The organism is Streptomyces sp. NBC_00310 (genome assembly GCF_036208085.1).
In the GTDB taxonomy this organism is placed as follows: Bacteria; Actinomycetota; Actinomycetes; order Streptomycetales; family Streptomycetaceae; genus Streptomyces.
The window spans coordinates 2,665,502-2,684,160 of record NZ_CP130714.1; the positions used below are offsets into that span (position 1 = coordinate 2,665,502).

General features: G+C 71.6%; 14 protein-coding genes. 8 read left to right on the forward strand and 6 right to left on the reverse strand.

Annotation, left to right across the window (positions count from 1 at the left end; all coding sequences use genetic code 11):
* The first annotated feature begins 61 nt into the window (after nucleotides 1–61).
* The 4 genes from OG202_RS11760 to OG202_RS11775 all read left to right on the forward strand — a co-directional run bounded on the left by OG202_RS11760 (nucleotide 62) and on the right by OG202_RS11775 (nucleotide 5,881).
* Nucleotides 62–1,591 carry a S8 family serine peptidase gene (locus OG202_RS11760; RefSeq protein ID WP_326583767.1) on the forward strand — a complete coding sequence of 510 codons (1,530 nt, stop codon included), beginning with the start codon at nucleotides 62–64 and terminating at the stop codon, nucleotides 1,589–1,591.
* A gap of 131 nt (nucleotides 1,592–1,722) precedes the next feature.
* On the forward strand, nucleotides 1,723–3,240 hold the full coding sequence (locus OG202_RS11765; RefSeq protein WP_327730365.1) for a S8 family peptidase: 1,518 nt from the start codon (nucleotides 1,723–1,725) through the stop codon (nucleotides 3,238–3,240).
* 92 nt (nucleotides 3,241–3,332) lie between these two features.
* Entirely contained in the window at nucleotides 3,333–4,706 is a 1,374-nt protein-coding gene (locus tag OG202_RS11770) for a CoA transferase (protein ID WP_328222692.1), read from the forward strand.
* Nucleotides 4,707–4,945: 239 nt separating this feature from the next.
* Nucleotides 4,946–5,881, forward strand: a complete 936-nt coding sequence (locus OG202_RS11775) for a CopD family protein (protein WP_405896006.1) — start codon at nucleotides 4,946–4,948, stop codon at nucleotides 5,879–5,881.
* Between the two features lie 75 nt (nucleotides 5,882–5,956).
* Here OG202_RS11775 and OG202_RS11780 read toward each other — a convergent pair whose 3' ends face one another.
* The 3 genes from OG202_RS11780 to OG202_RS11790 all read right to left on the reverse strand — a co-directional run bounded on the left by OG202_RS11780 (nucleotide 5,957) and on the right by OG202_RS11790 (nucleotide 8,430).
* Nucleotides 5,957–6,694, reverse strand: a complete 738-nt coding sequence (locus OG202_RS11780; protein WP_328222693.1) for a lysoplasmalogenase — start codon at nucleotides 6,692–6,694, stop codon at nucleotides 5,957–5,959.
* Entirely contained in the window at nucleotides 6,691–7,584 is an 894-nt protein-coding gene (locus OG202_RS11785) for a sterol desaturase family protein (RefSeq protein ID WP_327730360.1), read from the reverse strand. Before OG202_RS11785 ends, OG202_RS11780 begins: the two co-directional genes overlap by 4 nt.
* A 681-nt stretch (nucleotides 7,585–8,265) precedes the next feature.
* Nucleotides 8,266–8,430 carry a hypothetical protein gene (locus tag OG202_RS11790; protein WP_326583761.1) on the reverse strand — a complete coding sequence of 55 codons (165 nt, stop codon included), beginning with the start codon at nucleotides 8,428–8,430 and terminating at the stop codon, nucleotides 8,266–8,268.
* A 194-nt stretch (nucleotides 8,431–8,624) separates the two neighbouring features.
* Here OG202_RS11790 and OG202_RS11795 point away from each other — a divergent pair, with 194 nt between their 5' ends.
* The 4 genes from OG202_RS11795 (at nucleotide 8,625) to OG202_RS11810 (ending at nucleotide 14,937) form a co-directional block, all read left to right on the forward strand.
* A complete protein-coding gene (locus OG202_RS11795) occupies nucleotides 8,625–12,479 on the forward strand; it encodes a HEAT repeat domain-containing protein (protein ID WP_328222694.1) in 3,855 nt (1,284 codons plus the stop codon).
* Nucleotides 12,480–12,676: 197 nt separating this feature from the next.
* A complete protein-coding gene (locus OG202_RS11800) occupies nucleotides 12,677–13,672 on the forward strand; it encodes a DEDDh family exonuclease (RefSeq protein ID WP_326583759.1) in 996 nt (331 codons plus the stop codon).
* 149 nt (nucleotides 13,673–13,821) lie between these two features.
* Nucleotides 13,822–14,055, forward strand: coding sequence for a hypothetical protein (locus OG202_RS11805; RefSeq protein WP_326583758.1), 234 nt, complete (start codon nucleotides 13,822–13,824; stop codon nucleotides 14,053–14,055).
* An 81-nt stretch (nucleotides 14,056–14,136) separates the two neighbouring features.
* A complete protein-coding gene (locus OG202_RS11810; protein ID WP_327730358.1) occupies nucleotides 14,137–14,937 on the forward strand; it encodes an SURF1 family cytochrome oxidase biogenesis protein in 801 nt (266 codons plus the stop codon).
* 48 nt (nucleotides 14,938–14,985) lie between these two features.
* Here the strand turns inward: OG202_RS11810 and OG202_RS11815 are convergent, their stop codons facing one another.
* The 3 genes from OG202_RS11815 to OG202_RS11825 form a co-directional block, all read right to left on the reverse strand.
* Nucleotides 14,986–15,945: a hypothetical protein gene (locus OG202_RS11815; protein WP_327730357.1), complete on the reverse strand. Its 960-nt coding sequence runs from the start codon at nucleotides 15,943–15,945 to the stop codon at nucleotides 14,986–14,988.
* 288 nt (nucleotides 15,946–16,233) lie between these two features.
* A complete protein-coding gene (locus OG202_RS11820; RefSeq protein WP_326583755.1) occupies nucleotides 16,234–16,431 on the reverse strand; it encodes a YbdD/YjiX family protein in 198 nt (65 codons plus the stop codon).
* Nucleotides 16,428–18,581 (reverse strand): carbon starvation CstA family protein, encoded by a 2,154-nt coding sequence (locus OG202_RS11825; RefSeq protein ID WP_327730356.1) that lies wholly within the window; start codon nucleotides 18,579–18,581, stop codon nucleotides 16,428–16,430. The genes OG202_RS11820 and OG202_RS11825 overlap by 4 nt, the downstream gene beginning before the upstream one ends.
* Between the last annotated feature and the right edge of the window lie 78 nt (nucleotides 18,582–18,659).

Below are 18,659 nucleotides of genomic sequence, written 5' to 3' on the forward strand. Positions count from 1 at the left end.
GTACCTGCCCGGGCACCCGTGTGTCTCGGGCCGGTTTCTTTGAGGATGATGTGGAGAATCCATGGCTCATCTGCGCTCCAGACGACGGCTCGCCCTCGCGGTGCCGGTCGTCCTGTCGCTGACCGCCTCGCTCGGTTTCCTGCCGGGTGTCGCCTCGGCGGCCCCGCTCGTGGAGTCCACCGCCGCGACCGCGGAGGGCCCGAACCTCTCGTACGTCGTGAACACGAAGACGGACAGGCACACGATCGCCTCCGTGCAGAAGGCGATAGCCGAGGCCGGCGGCAAGGTCGTGATCACGTACGACAGGATCGGCGTGATCGTGGTCCACTCGACCGACCCGGCGTTCGGCGCGACGATCCGCGCCGTGCGCGGTGTGCAGTCCGCCGGTGCCACCCGGACCTCGCCGCTGACGCCCGCCGGTACGACGGACCTGGGTGCCGTCGACTACCTGACGGACGCGGAGGCCGCGAAGGTGAAGGCCGCTTCGGCCGACATTCCCGACGCCGAGCCCCTCGAGGCGGACCAGTGGGACCTGCGGTCGATCGGCGCCGACAAGGCGGCGAAGATCAACGACGGCAGCAGCAAGGTCACGGTCGCCGTGATCGACACGGGTGTCGACGACACCCATCCGGACCTCGCGCCGAACTTCTCCGCCTCCCAGTCCGCCAACTGCGACGGCGGTGTCGCGGACACCAGTGAGGGTTCCTGGCGGCCGTACACCCCGCAGGACTACCACGGCACCCACGTGGCCGGTGAGATAGCCGCGGCCCGCAACGGCGTCGGTGTCGCCGGTGTCGCTCCGGGTGTGAAGGTCTCCAGCATCAATGTGACCGACCGCAGCAGCGGCCTGTTCTACGCGGAGAGCGTCGTCTGCGCGTTCGTCTTCGCCGCCGACCGCGGCGTGGAGATCACGAACAACAGCTACTACGTGGACCCGTGGCTCTACAACTGCGTGGACGACCCGGACCAGAAGGCCATCGTCGACGCCGTCAACCGGGCCCAGAAGTACGCCACGAAGAAGGGCACCCTGCACCTGGCCTCGGCGGGCAACTCCAACCACGACCTCGCCTCCGACGCGATCCTGGACGCGTCCAGCCCCAACGACACCACGCCGGTCGAGCGCACCATCGACCCGAGCGAGTGCTTCGACGTTCCGACGCAGCTGCCGGGCATCGTCACGGTGAGCGCGACGGGCGTGAAGAACGAGAAGTCGTACTACTCCACGTACGGCAACGGTGTCGTCGACATCGCGGCGCCGGGCGGTGACGCCCGCTACCAGCTCCCGGACACGCCGTCGAAGAACGGCCGCATCCTGTCCACCATGCCGAACGGCGCGTACGGCTTCCTGCAGGGCACGTCGATGGCGTCGCCGCACGCCGCCGGTGTCGCCGCGCTGCTGAAGTCCACGCACCCGTGGGCGAGCCCGCAGCAGCTGCAGTGGCTGCTGAAGGCCCAGGCGGACGAGCAGGCCTGCCCGACGTCGTACGACCAGAACGGCGACGGCACCCAGGACGCGGTTTGCGAGGGCAGCCCGCGCGTGAACGGTTTCTACGGGTTCGGCATCGTCAACGCCCTGAAGGCCGTCAAGTAGTAACCCCGTCGCCCGGGGAGCACCACGACCTCGCGGGACCGGTCTCCGCACAGCCGGGACCGGTCTCCGCACAGCTCGCACCGCTTCGTACCGCTTCGTACCGCTCGATTCGCGAACGAACTGGAGACAGCATGACAGCGCCTCACCAGCGCTCGCGCCGTCTGGTGGCTCTCCCGCTCGGGATGGCCATGGCGACCGCGCTCGCCGTCGTACCGAACGTCACGGCCTCCGCCGCCGAGACGACCGGGCGGGCGGCGGCCGACGCGACGCCGCTCAGCTATGTGGTCAACGTGAGCCCCGGGCACGGTCCGTCCGGCCGGGTGAAGAAGGCGATCGCGGAGGCCGGCGGCACGATCGTGACGTCGTACGACCGGATCGGCGTGGTCGTCGTCCACTCCTCGAACGCCGGCTTCGCCGCGGAGATCCGTGATGTGCGGGGGGTCCAGTCGGCCGGTGCCACGCGCACCGCGCCGCTGCCCGCGCAGTCGACCACCGACGTGGGCACCCCGCAGGTCCTGACCGCCGATCAGGTGGCGGACGTCCGGGCGGCGGACGGGCAGGACCCGTTGGAGCCGCTGCAGTGGGACCTGCCGGCCATCAAGGCGGACAAGGCGCACGAGGTGTCGCTCGGCAGCCGGGACGTCACGGTGGCCGTCATCGACACGGGTGTCGACGACACGCATCCGGACATCGCGCCGAACTTCGACCGCGACGCCTCGGTCAACTGCGTGACGGGCAAGCCCGACACGGCCGACGGCGCCTGGCGGCCGGGGCCCACGGAGAGCGCGCACGGCACGCACGTGGCCGGTGAGATCGCCGCCGCGAAGAACGGCGTCGGCATCACGGGCGTGGCGCCCGGGGTGAAGGTGTCCGGCATCAAGGTGTCCACGCCCGCCGGCTACTTCTACACGGAGGCCGTGGTCTGCGGCTTCATGTGGGCCGCCGAGCACGGTGTGGACGTCACCAACAACAGCTATTACACCGACCCCTGGTACTTCAACTGCAAGGACGACCCGGACCAGAAGGCGCTCGTCGAGGCCCTCACCCGGGCGACGAGGTACGCGGAGAAGAAGGGCGCGGTCAACGTCGCCGCGGCCGGCAACGAGAACTACGACCTCGCGGCCGACGAGATCACCGACCCGGTCTCCCCGAACGACTCGACGCCGTCGGACCGGGTGATCGACCCGTCCGAGTGCCTCGACATCCCGACCCAGCTGCCGGGAGTCGTCACGGTCGCCTCGACCGGCGCCAAGGGCATCAAGTCGTCCTTCTCCAACCACGGTCTGGGCGTCATCGACATCGCCGCACCCGGCGGCGACTCGACGCGCTTGCAGACTCCTGCCCCGCCCGCCACCAGCGGCCTCATCCTGGGCCCGCTGCCCGGCGGCACCTGGGGCTACATGGCCGGTACGTCGATGGCGTCCCCGCACGTCGCGGGCGTCGCCGCCCTCATCAGGTCGACCCACCCGCGCGCCCCGGCCGCCCTGGTCAAGGCCCTGCTGTACGCCCAGGCCGACGCCACGCCCTGCACCGACCCGTACGACATCGACGGGGACGGCAAGATCGACGCGGTCTGCGAGGGCCCGAGGAACTACAACGGCTTCTACGGCTTCGGCACGGCGGACGCGCTGGACGCGGTGACGAGGTAGGGACGGTCCTCGTAGGTAGGGACTGACCTCGTACGAGGTCGTCGGGCCGGGCGGTGTCACACCGCCCGGCCCTTTCGTTGCATAGTCCCGTCATGACAGAGATGGAACAAGCGTGGGCGGCGCTCGGCGGCGATCCCGTCCTGCCACGGCGTATCTCGACCGTCGTACGGGACGGCGTGCTGGACTCCCGGCTGCCGGTACGGGAGCTGGCGCGGGCCTGCGTCGGGGTGTGCGCGCTGGCGGCGGCCGAGTTGGGGGCGCGGCGCGCCGGGCGCACCGAGGTGCCCCGGGTACGCGTGGACGACGGGGCGGTCGGCACCGCCTTCGTGAGTGAACGTCATCTGCTGGTCGACGGGCGGGCACCGGTCACCTTCGCGCCGCTGTCGCGGTTCTGGCGGACGGCGGACGGGTGGGTGCGGACGCACGCCAACTATCCGCATCACCGGGAGCGGTTGCTGTCCGCGCTGGGGGTGCGCGCCGCCGATGTGGCCGCTGTCGAGTCGGCGCTCGTCGAGCGGTCGTCCTGGGAGGTCGAGGAGGCCGTGTACGCGGCCGGGGGCCTGGCGGTCGCCCTGCGGACGGCTGAGCAGTGGGCGGCGCACGAGCAGGCGCGGGCCATGGCGGCTCGGCCGTTGGTCGAGCACGAGCGGCTGGACACGGCCCCCGCGCGCGTGCTCGCTCCGATCGACGACGGGCCGCTGTCGCCCACCGCCGGGATACGCGTCCTGGACCTGACCCGGGTCATCGCGGGCCCGGTCGCCACCCGCACGCTCGCCCTGCTGGGCGCGGACGTCCTGCGCGTCGATCCGCCGGGGATGCCCGAGATCCTCGACCAGCACGCCGACACCGGTTTCGGGAAACGGTCGACGGCCCTCGACCTGGCCCGCACCGCCGACCGGCGCGCCTTCGAGGAGCTGCTGTCCGCCGCGGACGTCGTCCTCACCGGCTACCGCCCGGGCGCGCTCGACCGCTTCGGGCTGTCGGCGGACGCGCTGGTCGCCCGACGGTCCGGGCTGGTCGTGGCGGAGCTCTCGGCCTGGGGCGCGTACGGGCCGTGGGCCGGGCGGCGGGGGTTCGACAGTCTGGTGCAGGTGGCGACGGGTATCGCGGCGATCGAGGGGGCGAAGGAACGGCCGGGCGCGCTGCCCGCGCAGGCGCTCGACCACGGGACGGGGTATCTGCTGGCGGCGGCCGTGCTGAGGGCGCTCACCGAGCAGTCGGAGCAGGGGTGCGGCCGGGTCGTTCGGTTGTCGCTGGCGCGGACGGCGGCTTGGCTGACGGGCGGGATCGAGCGCGCCCCGGGCGAGGGCGAGGCGCTCGGCGGGCCGGAGGCGTGGCTCGCCGAGCGGGACAGTCGGCTGGGGCGGCTGCGGTACGCGCTGCCGCCGGTGTCCTTCGAGGGCGGGCCGGATGACTGGGCACGGCCGCCGGGGGTGTGGGCAGCGGACGAGGCGCGCTGGGGTTGAGTCACCGGAAGCCCTGAGCCGTAGGTATGGGCGGAATATCGAACTGCCAGTTGTTTTCCGGCACTTGCCCGGTTCTGGTGCGACTGGTGAACTTTTCGGGGGTGGGTCTGACGAGACGGACGGCGGGGGCGACGCAAACGGGGGCGACGCAAACGGGGGCGGACGAGCCCGAGGGGCGAGCCGAGCGGCGGTCCGGGCGGCCCGGGCAGCCCGGTGGTGGGACCGGTCGGGCCGTCGTCGTGCTCGTCCTGGTGGCCGTGGGCGCGCTGATACCCGTGTTCGGGCCCCGTGTCGCGCTGGACGGTACGGGTGAGGCCGGGGCGCCCGGGGCCGGCGGCATCGCCCTGTTGCGGGCGGTGTCGCTGGCCGCGCTGTGTGTGCCGGTGGGTGAGCTGTTCGTGGCGTGGCTGGTGCGGTGGGCGCCGGGCGCGCCCGGGGAGGCGCCGAGCGGGTGGGGACCGTGGGCGGCGGGTGCGGGTTTCGTGGCCTCGCTGGGGCTGGCCTCGGTCGTGGCCACGGGCAATCTGGTGCCGGACTCCCCCGCCGACATGGACGTCGGCGGTCTCTACGAGACCCGGGACGGCAAACTCGCCCTCCTGGAGGTCAACGCCTTCGCGGCGGCCGGTCTGCTCGCCCTGTCCCGCCGTCCGGCCGCCCAGGCGCTGCCCCTGGCCGCGATCGTCGTCGCGGAAGCGCTGCGCGCCCACCCCGGCACGGAGTACAGCCCGCTGCTCGGCACCGGTCTGACCCTGGTGCACCTGACGTGCGCGGCGCTCTGGGCGGGCGGGCTGCTCCAGGTCCTGCGGACGCTGGCCACGCGCGCGTGGCGGGCGACAGGGGCGGGCGCCGCGTTACTGGGTCTCTACGCGCGCGTGGCCGTGGTTCTGCTCGCCGCCATCACCGCCACCGGGGTAGGGAGCACCCTGCGCCGGATGCCACCGGACACGGTCCTCGACCAGCTGACGGAGACGGCGTACGGGCGCGCCCTGCTCGCCAAGGTGCTCCTCGTGGCCGTCGTCGCCGCTCTCGCCCTCTGGGCCCGACTGCGCTTGCGCCGCGCGACCGACGACGTGCTCGGCGCCTGCGCTCCCGCGCGCGCGGAGGTCGCGGTGCTGGGCGTGGTCGTCGCGGTGTCGGCGCTGCTGACGGCGCTGCCGGTGCCCATCCGCTGGTGAGCGGCGAGTCGCTGAGCCGCGAGTGGGTGAACGGCGTCGGGTGGCCATGGTCCGACCGGTGGTGCCGTCGGCTGGTCAGGCCGTGCTCGTGGTCACCTCGCCGTCCGCCGGGGTGGGCGCGGGCCGCGTATCGGGGGTGTCGAGGGTGCCGAGGACTCCTTGGACCAGCAGGTACTGGGCCGCCAGATAGGTGAGCATGATCCACAGGTCGGGGCGCGGCGGCTGCGGCCACTCGGCGACACCGGTCGCGATCAGCATGTCCGACACCACGAAGAGCGCGCCTCCGAGCCCCGCGACGAGTCCCGGCCGGGTGGCGGACCACGCCATCGCGGTCAGCAGGGTGCTGTATCCGGCGACGGGGAGCCGTAGATCGGCCGGCAGACCGGGCCACAGACTCACGACGGCGGCGACCAGGGCGAGGCCGTACGCGACGCCGTACGCGACGCCGTACGCGAGCCGCCCGGGCCTCCCCAGCCGCCCGGGCCTTCCGGGCCTTCCGGGCCTGCGGGACTTGCCGGACCTCCCGAAGAGCACGAGATAGCTGACGTGCCCCACCGCGAAGGACCCCATCCCGGCGAGGAAGGCCGGCTCGGCGTCGGAGAGGAGCAGCACGTCTCCGCCCCAGCCGAAGAGCAGCGCGGCGACCAACAACCGGGGCGCGCCGCGCGTGTACGCGTACGCCGCGAGCAACGGCATCAGCAGGGGCTTGGCGACGACGTGCCCGGGGGTGAGACCGAGGGCCAGGGACCCGAGGTCGACGGCGGCGGCGAACCCGAAGGCGAAGAGCAGGAGAGACCCTCTGTCCGGTCTCACGCGACGGTCTCCGTGACCGTGGCCGTGCCCTCGTCGGTCACCGCGGGCCGCTCGGGCGGCCGCGCCGGCTTCCAGCCGGGGCCCATGAGGACCCGTCCCGCCCGCTCGCCCCAACTCTCCGCGTTCTTCAGGTCCTTGGCGATGGCGACGTACTCGTGGGTGGCGACCCGCAGCGGGTTGTACGTGTCGATGTTCTTCGTCAGCCCGTACACCGGCCGCTCGGTCTCCTCGACGAACGACCCGAAGAGCCGGTCCCAGACGATGAGGATGCCGCCGAAATTGCGGTCCAGGTAGCCGCCCTGGGAGGCGTGGTGGACCCGGTGGTGGGACGGCGTGTTGAACACGAACTCGAACGCGCGGGGCAGCTTCCCGATCCGCTCGGTGTGGATCCAGAACTGGTAGACGAGGTTGACGGAGGAGCAGAAGGCGAGCGCGGCCGGGTGTACGCCGAGGGCGATGAGCGGGACGTAGAAGGGCCACACGGTCCAGGTCGTCCAGGGCTGCCGCAGGGCGGTGGTCAGGTTGAACCTCCGGCTGGAGTGGTGGACGACGTGGCAGGCCCAGAGGATCCGGACCACGTGGTGGCCGCGGTGCGACCAGTAGTAGAAGAAGTCCTGTGCGAGCAGCATCAGCGGGACCGTCCACCACAGGACGGGCACGCGCAGCGGGGTCAGCTCGTGGATCGCCGTGTAGACCGCGACGATCGGGATCTTCCAGAGGAAGTCGAAGGCGAGACTCCCGAGCCCCATACCGACGCTCGTCGCGGCGTCCTTCGCCTCGTACCCCGCGTCATCGTCGTCCGGATGGATCCGGACACTGATCACCTCGATCACGGTGAGCAGCACGAAGGCGGGTATCGACCACAGCACGACATCGGGCAGGTTCGGCATGTGGGCACGGTAGAACCGCTGGTCGGCGGGGGCTAGACGTTGTTACCGACAAGTATTTCCGGTGGTACGCGCTTGCTTCTTGGCGTCCTCCACCAATCCGAGGGGCATGGAGGGGGCATTGTCAGTGGGTCGGCCCACGCCGGGGGTCCCTTGCTCATCCGCTGTACGGCCGTGTGGTCATCCTTGCGGGGGTTACGGGGAGGTCGCGATGCGGGGGAGGCCGATCCCGTACGGCCGCTGCCGAAGCCGCCCGCCCCGGACAGGCCGGCCCGGGTGTCGGCCGACCGGATCGCCGGCGGGTACGCGACTCTCCCGCCTGCTGCGGACTCGGCCCGGACCGTCGATCAGCACGTCGGCCGGGGGCTCCGCCGGGGTTCGCGGAAAGGTCGTCGGAGGGGTGGCGGTGCTGGCTACGATCCGCTTCGTGCCAGTGGAGTTTCCGACTGATGAGCGGGCCGCGGCGCTCGACGCGCCACCAGCTCGGCTTCGCGCTCCAGATGTGCACCGGCGCGACCGAGCCCTTCAGCGGGAGAGCGAAGAGGGGCTGAACGTCGTGGAGTCCTGGAACGCTGCGAACGCCGTCACCCCCGCCGATCGCCGCGGCCTCGGTTCCCGCCTCGCCATCGGCCCAGCGGCGGCGGGCCGATGGCTGTGAGGCGGTGGGCCGCCGGGCCTGGATCGTCATCGTCGTCCGTGAAGTCCCCGCACGAATGCCGCGACGGCGCGCAGGATGCCGGCGCGGTCCTGCGAAGCGGTGTCCTTCAACGCCATGCCGGTGATGGTCACCAGGGCGATCGCGAGGATCGCGAGCCCGGCCAGGAGCACCGCCGCCCACCAGATGTCCATGTGTCAGTCCTTCCCCAAGCAGCCTCGACCGCCCCGGACGGGGTGGCCACGAGCACCTTCTCCAGGACCCTTGGGGGTCGGCCATGGATACCGGATCACCGGATTTCCGGCCGCGAGCTGCCAGGTCGCGGGACCGTGATCCTGGGGCGCCGGATCAACCGGATCAGAACAGCACCCGAGCGGAAAGGCAGGAAGTGAGCGCGAGGAAAGAGCACGCGGGACGGCAGGCGCTGGCGCAGCAGCTCGGGCAGCTCGGGCAAGCGCTGCGCAAGAAGCGGAAGACGCAGAAGGCCGCGGTCGAGGAGGTCAACCGGCGCCGGCGCAAAGCCGCGGGCCGCCCGGAAGACGTGCCCTGCCCCTGGCCGTACAAGGAAGGCGGCGACCTGCGCTCCTCGACGGTCAACGACTGGTTCCCCAAGGAGAAGGGCTCGAAGGAGCCAAGCGTGCCGCAGTACTTCGAGGAGCTGTGGTCCGTGGTCGCCGTGATGCTCGAATGGACCCACGGGAAGGACAAGCGGTACGTGGAGGGCAGGTTCCGCCCCGCCTGGGTGGAGCTCTACGAGGATGCCCGGCGCGCGACCGGCATGGACGAGGAGGTGCGTGGCTACCTTGAAGCCGCCCGGAAGGCCGCCGAGAAGCACCCGTACCCGGACATTCCCGAACCGCCTTCCCTGGCCGAGGTCTACGTGCGCCAGCGCAGCCACGCTGCGGCCCGGGACGGGCACGCCGTACCCGGCGACGGCTCTGCCGCCGGAAGGAGCGGTACCGGCCTCGCCGCTCCCTCCGAGCCGGCCGAAGCGGTCTTCCGCAAGGCCGACCGGGTGTGCGTACTCATCGCCGGCCCCGGAACCGGTAAGTCCACGCTGCTGCGCGCGCGGCTGCGCGACGCGGCCGGTGCATTGCTCGACACCACGCACAACCCCGGGAACTCCGGTCCGGCCGTCCCGGTATGGGTGAGCGCGCACGCCCTCACCGGAGAGGAGACGCACGTACCCGACGTGCTCGCCGCCGCCACCGGAAAGCTCAGCCAGTTCGGACCGCACCCGAAACTGACCCGAGACCACTTCCTGCAGCGGCCGTGGACCGGCGCGCACTGGCAGCTTCTCGTCGACGACCTCGACGAACTCCCCAACGCGGACGAGCGCCGCGCCGTGTTGGAGAAGCTGGCCAACGCCGTCGCGGCAGACCCGCCGCTGTACCGGTGCGTCGTAGCGACCCGCCCTCTGGCCGAGGGCGAACTCACCGTCCTCGACCAGGTCCTCGGCCTCAAGGCGCCGCACTACGAACTGCAGCCTTTCGCGCCTCACGATCTGCGCACCTACATGGAGAAGTACTTCAGCACCCGCTGGCCGCGACAAGAAGCCACCCGCCGCGCCCGCCACTTCGCCGGTGCGCTCCGCAGCGCCTCCCTGGACGAGCTGGCCCGTACCCCGCTGATGGCCTTCATGCTGTGCCGGCTCTACCTCGCCGAGCCCGAGCGCCCACTGCCGGACGGCCGCACCGCGGTGTATGAAGCATTCACCGACCTGGTCTACGAGAACAACCGGAGCAAGCAGGTCGCGAAAAGCCACGAAGAATCCATCAGGCACCTCGTGGAAAACGTCCAGAGTCCGCGGGCGCGCAAGGAAGCCGACGCCGCCGCACGGCATGTCCACGAACGGCTGCCCGAGCTGATCAACCACCTGGCCTACCGAAGGCTTTCGGACCACAGGACCCCGGTCACCGAGGCACTGGCCTCGCACGAAGCCGTGCAACGCCCCGGCAAGATCCGCCCAGAGCGCTGGGAGGCGTTCCTGGAGAACCTTCTCCGGCACACCGGACTGCTGGTCCACCGCGCCGACGGCCTCGGCTTCCCCCACCAGACCTTCCTCGAATACCACGCCGCGGCGGAACTCCGGCACCGGCTCACCGTCGAGCACAGCCTGACCGGGGATGCCCTCATCCACCAGGTGTACGGCAAGCACTGGGCGGACCCCACGTGGCACGAAACCCTCGTCCTCGTCGCGGGAATGGTCGAACCGCGCCTCACAGGCCAGATCGTCGACCACCTCCTCGCGGCCGATCCGCTGTGGTTCATTCGGCGGCCCGGGTCGTCCTCGGGCGAGACGCCGCACCACATCGTGCTCGCCGCTCGGTGCCTCGGCGAGGTCCGTGACCCCGGCAGGCTGAGCGACCAGTGTTCCGCCGTCGTCAACGCGGTGATCGCGCTGATCGAGCACATGGTCGCGGAACGGGCGTTCCTCGGTTCCCCGGTCACCCGCGCGGTCGAGGAGACGCTGCCGCCCGTGCTCGGCCGGCTCGGCGCACGCGACTCCGCCATCCGTGCCCGCTACCACGACTGGTACCGGGCACGCGGCCAGTTCCTGAGCGTCACGAGGTTCGGGGAGGACTTCGTCTCGGTCCAGGTACCGCCGGCCGGGCGGGTCGGCGCCGCGCTGCTACGCGACAACAGCGAGTTCCGCGAGAGCCTGGTCAGCCAGGCGGTCTTCGGCCCCGGTCCCGCCCACAGGGAGGAGGCGCTGCGCGCGCTCATCCAGGAATGGCCCGACGATCCGCAGGTCGCCGGTCTGCTCCGCGAGTTCGCCGAGACAGACCCTGATGGAAACGTCAGGAGAGGCTCGCTCCAGCTCTTCGCGATGACCCGTCACCAGGACCGGTCCACCAGGGACTGGCTGCGGACAGGCCTCACCGACCACGACCGGTACCTACGGCAGGGGGCGCTGGCCGCGCTCGCCGACGGCTGGCGCGACGAGCCTGAGACGTTCGCCGTGGTACGCCGATCCGCGACCGATGACCGCGACCACTCGGTCCGCCTCACCGCGGTGAAATCGCTCGCGGACGGCTGGCCGCGCGACCCGGACGCAGCGGCCGTGGTACGCGACCGCGCCGCCCGCGATCCGGACCCGTATCTGCGGTGGAGGGTGTTCGACATCCTCGTCGAGGGCTGGCCCGACGATCCGCAGACCGTGGCGCTGCTGCGTTCGGTCACCGCCGACGCCGGAACCGAGGGATGGGTGCGAGAGGCCGCGAAGCGGGCGCTCGCCCGCACCGAGCCCCGACCCGCCGACCCTGCCCCGGCCCCAGCCCCAGCCCCAGCCCCAGCCCCAGCCCCAGCCCGGTCGACGTCTCCGCCCGCCGCGGAGGATCCGCGACATGCCGCGCTGAAGCCCCTCGTCGTGGACGGGCGCACCGATGCGCAGACCCCCATGCTGCTGCGCGAACGGGCCGAAACCCACCCCGACGACACGGTCCGGGTGGCTGCGGTGCGGGCGCTGGCCACAGAATGGCGCACCCATCCTCCAACGCTGTCGTGGCTGTGCGAGCTCGCCACCTCCGACGCGAGCGAGCCGGTGCGACAGGCCACACTGTGGGCCGTCTACTCCGTCTGGCCCGACCATCCCGACGCCAGGGCACTGCTCCGCGGCGTCGCCGAAGGCACGGGCCGGTCGCAAGCCCGCGAGGTGGCCGTCCTCGCCCTCGCCGCCGGATGGCGCAACGACCCGGCGACCGGATCGCTGCTTCGCAGACTCGCAGTCGACGACAACGCCGAGTTCGTACGCGCGGCGGCGGTACGGACGTTGGGAACCGGCTGGCGCGACCACCCCGACACCGTCGAGCTGTTGCACGACAGGGCCGAGAACGACCCCGAACCCCACGTCCGCAGGACCGCCGTCCAGGCCCTCGTCACGAACTGGCGCACCCTGCGGACCGCCGTCCTGCTCCGCCGGCTCGCCGTCGACGACCCCGACGACCGCCTGCGCGCAGCCGCCCTATACGACCTGGCGGCGGGCTGGCGCGACCCGGAGACCGGCGAGCTGCTCCGGCGCATCGTCGCCGGCCAGACCGACCCGACCAGCCGAGGCGCGGCGATCCAGGCACTGGCAGGCGGCTGGCGTGACGACCCCGTCACCGAGGAGTTGCTGCGCGAGCGGGCCGCCGACGACTCCGACTGGACCCTGCAGCGGGCGGCCGTGATGGCGCTCGCCGACCGCTGGCCCCATGACCCGGAGATCCAGGCGCTCGCCGACCGCCTCTCCGACGACTGGTAGCGGCCCGGCGGGCCGTCAGTTCGGCACGGGGGCCGAGGGCGCCGTTCGAGCGCCGGCGGGAGACGCCGAACTCCGGTCGGCACACGGGGACCCGGACGGTGTCGTACTGCTCGACGGCCCAGGACGACACCGCTCCCCCGGGACCGTCCCACCGTCGGGTAACTGGCTGTCAGCCACGGCCCGTATCCTCATGGACCATGCTCGAAGACCACACGACCGCAGCGTCGCAAGCGCCTTGGCCGGCCGCGTATCCGCAGGGGTACGCGGTCGTGGACGTGGAGACCACCGGGCTGGCCCGGGACGACCGGATAATCTCCGCGGCTGTGTACAGACTGGACACGCGGGGCGAGGTCGAGGACCACTGGTACACGCTGGTCAATCCGGAGCGGGATCCGGGACCCGTGTGGATCCACGGTCTGACGAGCGATGTGCTCGAAGGGGCGCCCCTTTTCCAGGAGATCGCGCAGGAGTTCTCCTCCCGGCTCGCGGACCGCGTACTCGTCGCGCACAACGCGGTGTTCGACTGGTCGATGATCGCCCGGGAGTACGCGCGCGCGGAGAGCGAGGCGCCGGTGCGGCAGCGGCTGTGCACGATCGCGCTGTCGAAGGAGCTGGGACTGCCGCTGCCGAACCACAAGTTGGAGTCGCTGGCGGCGCACTTCGGGGTCGTACAGCAGCGGGCGCACCACGCGCTGGACGACGCGCGGGTGCTGGCGGAGGCGTTCCGGCCGAGCCTGCGGGTCGCCGCCGCGCGTGGCGTACGCCTGCCCCTGCACGAGTGCCGACCGCTGACCGAGTGGCGGGACGGCGCCGCCGCGCCCCGGATCGGGCAGCAGGCGGGCCCCGGCGGCTACAGCGGCTATCGACCCACCAGTTGGCGGCCCTCGCGGAAGCGGCCCGCGTGCCCCTATCCCAACCCCGGGCGTTACGAGGACGGCAAACCACTCAAGCAGGGCATGCGCGTGGCGTTCTCCGGGGACACGTCGATCGAACGCGATCTGCTGGAGGACCGCGCGATCGAGGCCGGGCTGCATGTCGCGACGAGCCTGTCCCGGGTGACCAGTCTGCTCGTCACCAACGACCCGGACTCCCACACGTCGAAGGTCGTCAAGGCCCGGCAGTACGGGACGCCGGTCGTGGACGAGGCCGGGTTCGGCCAGTTGCTCCGCGATGTCGAGCCCGCGGACGAGTGACCGATCCGCAAGGCAGGCCGGAAGACCCGTGCGCGTCCCGCACGAGCGGCGCGGACGGTCGTGCGGGTGGCCGTGCGGATGGGTGATTGGCGGGCGACTCGCCCGCCGCCCACTCGCCCGCACGGCGGTGACGGCTCACCCTGTGGCGCATGGCGAGATGCGAAGTTTGCGGCAATGACTATGGAATGACCTTCGAGATCCATGCCCAGGGAGCGGTGCACGTCTTCGACTGCTTCTCCTGCGCGATCCACCGCATGGCCCCCATCTGCGAGCACTGCCGGGTGCAGATCATCGGCCAGGGCGTCGAGGTCGACGGCCACTGGTACTGCGGCGCCCACTGCGCGCGGGCCGAGGGGAAGGCGGGGATCGTCGACAAAGTCTGACCACGTCCTCGGCAGAGCCCCACGAGGCCCGAGCGCACACCCGCCCGAACACACCCCACGACCGAGTTGTACGGTCGTGGGGTGTACCGCTTCCTGTTGTCCCGGCAGTGGGTGATCCTCACGCTGCTCGCACTCGTCCTGATCCCGACCATGGTCAGGCTGGGTATTTGGCAGATGCATCGCTACGAGGAACGCAGCGCGCGGAACCAGCTCGTCGCCGACGCCCTGGCCGCGAAGCCGGTGCCCGTGGAGCGGCTGACCTCCCCCGGGCACACCGTCACCAGCGCCGAGCGCTACCGCACGGTGACCGCGAAGGGCCGGTTCGACACCGAAGACGAGGTCGTCGTCCGCCGCCGTACCAACGCCGACGACGAGGTCGGCTTCCACGTCCTGACCCCGTTCGTGCTCGGCGACGGCAAGGTGCTGCTCGTCAACCGGGGCTGGATCCCCGCGGACGGCCCGAGCCAGACCGCGTTCCCCGAGATCCCCGCGCCCGCCGAGGGCGAGGTCACCGTCACCGGGCGGCTGATGCCCGACGAGACGACCGAGGCGAGCGGCATCAAGGATCTCAAGGGGCTGCCGGACCGGCAGATCATGCTGATCGACAGCGAGCGGGAGGCGGATCGCCTCGGCGTCCCGGTGCTGGGCGGCTACCTCGCGCAGACGGCGCCCGAGCCCAAGGGCGACACCCCGGAACAGCTCGGCAGTCCCGGCGACGAGAACGCCGCGCTGAACTACGCCTACGCCCTTCAGTGGTGGCTCTTCTCCCTCGGCGTACCCATCGGCTACGTCATCCTCGTCCGCCGGGAGCGCCGCGACCGTGCGGAGGCCGCGGCCGCCACGGCGGAGGAGGAGAAGGAGACGGCGCCCGCACCGGCGTAGTCGGAGTTGCAGCCGGAGCCGGAGTTGCAGTCGGAGTCGGAGTCGGCCTCAGGTCCGGCCGCGGCCGCCGGTCGATCTCTCCCGCCAGTACACGAACGTGCGTTCCGGCTCGGGGAGCAGGTCCCATGGGTGGCGTGTCATGTGGCGGCCGAGGCGCTGGAAGACGGGTGCGGCCTCGGCGGGCCGGTGGGCACGCGTCAGGGCGAAGGCGAGGACGTTGAGGTCGGTGACGGCTTCGGCGTGGGGTGCGGTGCGGGCGTCGAACCAGCCCTTGAGCGCCAGGTCGATCTCGTGGACGGACCGGGGCTCGTTCCAGTTGCCGCCGCCCGAGCCGAGGGCGTCGAAGGGCGTCGCGCCCCGGCGGTGGGCCATGAGTTCGACGCGGGCCGCCACGGGGAGCAGGGCCAGTGGTGATCCGTGCGGTGCGCGGGCGGCGGCCTGCCAGGCGAAGTCCATCATGTCGGGGACCGTCCCGTGTCGGCGCGGCGACAGGTAGCGCAGCAGCCGGTGGTAGGACGTCCGGAGCCAGGGGGCCCGGTTGACGGCCTCGGTCCACGCGGGCACGGCGTCCTTGACCGGTACGGCGCAGGTGTCCATCAGGGTCAGCAGTGCCAGCCAGGGCGTGGGGTCCTCGGGGCAGGCCTCGGCGGCGCGGAGGCAGGAGTGTTCGGCGGCGCGGACTGCGGTGGTGTCGGTGGCGGAGGCGCGGTTCGACGCGACGAAGGCGTGCAGGGTGAGGGCGTCCCCGTCTCCCGGGCGGTCGGCGGCCCAGCGCTGTGGGATCGCGGCGGGCAGGCGCTCGGCCAGTACGGCGATGCGGTGCGCCCGGCGGTCCCAGTCGCGGCCCGTGGCGCGTAGCAGGTCGGCCACCGGTTCCCACGGGGGGCGAGTGCGGCCCGCGCCGAGGCCGTGCAGCTGTTGGGTGGGGCGGAGTTCGGTGAGGGTCGTGTGCAGCGGGGCGTCGTCGAGTTCGGGGCGGATCAGCAGGGAGGGGCGGCGTCTCAGCATCTCTGGATCCGGTCGGGTCGGGGGTGGCCGGGGAAGGGGCGCCGTGGGGTTGCCGGGCGCCCCGCGGTGGGGGCTGGGCGGGGGGCTGGGCGGGGGTGGGTCTCGCTCACCGGCGCTCACCGGGTGCCGCCGCGCCCACCCGTGCCGCCCCTGGCGGCACGGGTGCCCGCGCTCAGGACGACCGGGTGGGCAACCGTCCGAGCGGGCAACCGCCCTGGCCGCGGGGCTACCCGCAGCCAGGGGCTGGGTGAGCGGCAGCGGACCTGTGCAGGTCCTCGCGCCGCGGCCTCAGCAGCAGCGGCCCTCCGGGTGTTCCTCTCTGCGCAGGGTCCGCAGCACGTCGTACTCCCGTCGGGTCGGTACCGGTGCCTTCGGGTGGTGGCGGCGGTGCCGGTCGCAGTAGCGGTCGTACTCCGCCTCTCCGGTCAGCTCCCGCAGGTACCAGCGGACGGTCCGTACCCAGTGCCGGACGCTGCGGGCGGTCACTGGCGGGCCCCCACCAACTCGTCGTCGGAGCGCTCCACCGCGTCGATGCGCGACTCGACGTACGGTGCCTCGGTCGACGGCAGCGGGACCGGAGAGCGTACGGCGCGGACGCACACCACGGTGCAGTTGACCAGGACGGTGAGGACCAGGAGCAGGAAGATCGCCATGATCACGCCGTCGACCGTGTTGTTGAGGACGATCGTGTGCATGTCGTCCATGTTCGTGGCGCCCGGCAGGAGCTCACCCTTGTCGATGGCGGCCGCGTACTTGTCCCGCAGGGCGAAGAAGCCGATCGCCGGGTTGTCCGAGAAGATCTTCTGCCAGCCGGCGGTGAAGGTGACGGCCACGTCCCAGGCCAGCGGGATGCCGGTGACCCAGGCCCAGCGCAGTTTGCCGGTCTTGATGAGCACGGTGGTGGTGACGGCGAGGGCGACCGCGGCGAGCAGCTGGTTGGCGATGCCGAACAGCGGGAACAGCTGCTTGATGCCGCCCAGCGGGTCGGTGACACCGGCGTAGAGGAAGTAGCCCCAGGCGCCGACGACGATGGCGCTGGTGATCCAGATGCCCGGCTTCCAGGTGACGCGGCCGATCGGCTTCCAGACGTTGCCGAGCATGTCCTGGAGCATGAAGCGGCCGACGCGGGTGCCGGCGTCCACCGTGGTCAGGATGAACAGCGCCTCGAACATGATCGCGAAGTGGTACCAGAAGGCCTTCATCCCGGCGCCGCCGAAGACTCCGGCGAAGATCTCCGACATGCCCACGGCCAGGGTGGGCGCACCGCCGGAGCGGCCGACCAGGGTCTCCTCCTCGACGGCCTTGGCCGCCGCGGTGAGCTGTTCCGGGGTGATGGTGAAGCCGAGGTTCTTGACCGCCTCGGCGGCGGTGTCGACGGTCGGGCCGAGCAGCGCGGCCGGGGAGTTCATGGCGTAGAAGAGGCCCGGTTCGAGGACGCAGGCGGCGATCAGGGCCATGACGGCGACGAAGGACTCCGTGAGCATGGAGCCGTAGCCGATCATCCGGACCTGGGACTCCTTCTGGATCAGCTTCGGTGTGGTGCCGGAGGAGACCAGGGCGTGGAAGCCGGACAGGGCGCCGCAGGCGATGGTGATGAAGAGGAAGGGGAAGAGGGAGCCGGCGAAGACCGGTCCGGCGCCCGTGTGGGCGAACTCCGTGACCGACTCGGCGCGGAGGTTCGGGGCGGCGACCACGACGCCGACGGCCATCAGGGCGATGGTGCCGACCTTCATGAAGGTGGAGAGGTAGTCGCGCGGGGCGAGCAGCATCCAGACGGGGAGCACGGAGGCGACGAAGCCGTAGCCGACCAGGCAGAAGACCAGGGTCTCGGGGCTCCAGACGAAGTACTCGGCCAGCGAGGAGTCCTGGATCCAGCCGCCGCCGAGGATGGCGAGCAGCAGCAGGGCCACCCCGATGAAGCTGGTCTCGACGACCCGGCCGGGGCGCAGATAGCGCAGGTAGAAGCCCATGAAGAGAGCGATCGGAATGGTCATGGTGACCGAGAAGGTGCCCCAGGCGGAATCGGCGAGGGCGTTGACGACGACCATCGCCAGGACCGCGAGCAGGATGATCATGATGGCGAAGACGCCGATCAGCGCGGCGGCACCGCCGACCTTGCCGATCTCGTCGCGGGCCATCTGGCCGAGGCTCTTGCCGTCCCGGCGCATGGAGAGGAACAGGACGATCATGTCCTGCACCGCACCGGCGAATATCACGCCCGCGATGATCCAGATGGTCCCCGGCAGATAGCCCATCTGGGCCGCCAGCACCGGTCCGACCAGCGGGCCCGCGCCCGCGATGGCCGCGAAGTGGTGGCCGAACAGCACCCGCTTGTCGGTGGGGTGGTAGTCGACACCGTCTTCGAGGCGTTCGGCCGGGGTGGCGCGGGTGTCGTCGAGCTGGAGGACCCGGCGGGCGATGAACCGCGAGTAGAAGCGGTAGCCGATCGCGTACGAACCGAGGGCCGCCATGAGCAGCCAGACGGCGGAGATCTCCTCGCCCCGGGACAGGGCGAGCACGGCCCAGCCGATCGCGCCGACGAGGGCGACGGCGATCCAGAGCGCGATCGACTGGGGCGACATCCGGGATTTTTCCGGCACCTCGGGGCCGGTTTCGGGCATGACTGACGTAGGCATGGCGGCTCCTGACTTCAACGGGTGTGCGGCGAGAAAGACAGAAAGAAGGACGGAGAAGGAGAGAAGAGGAGAGTGAAG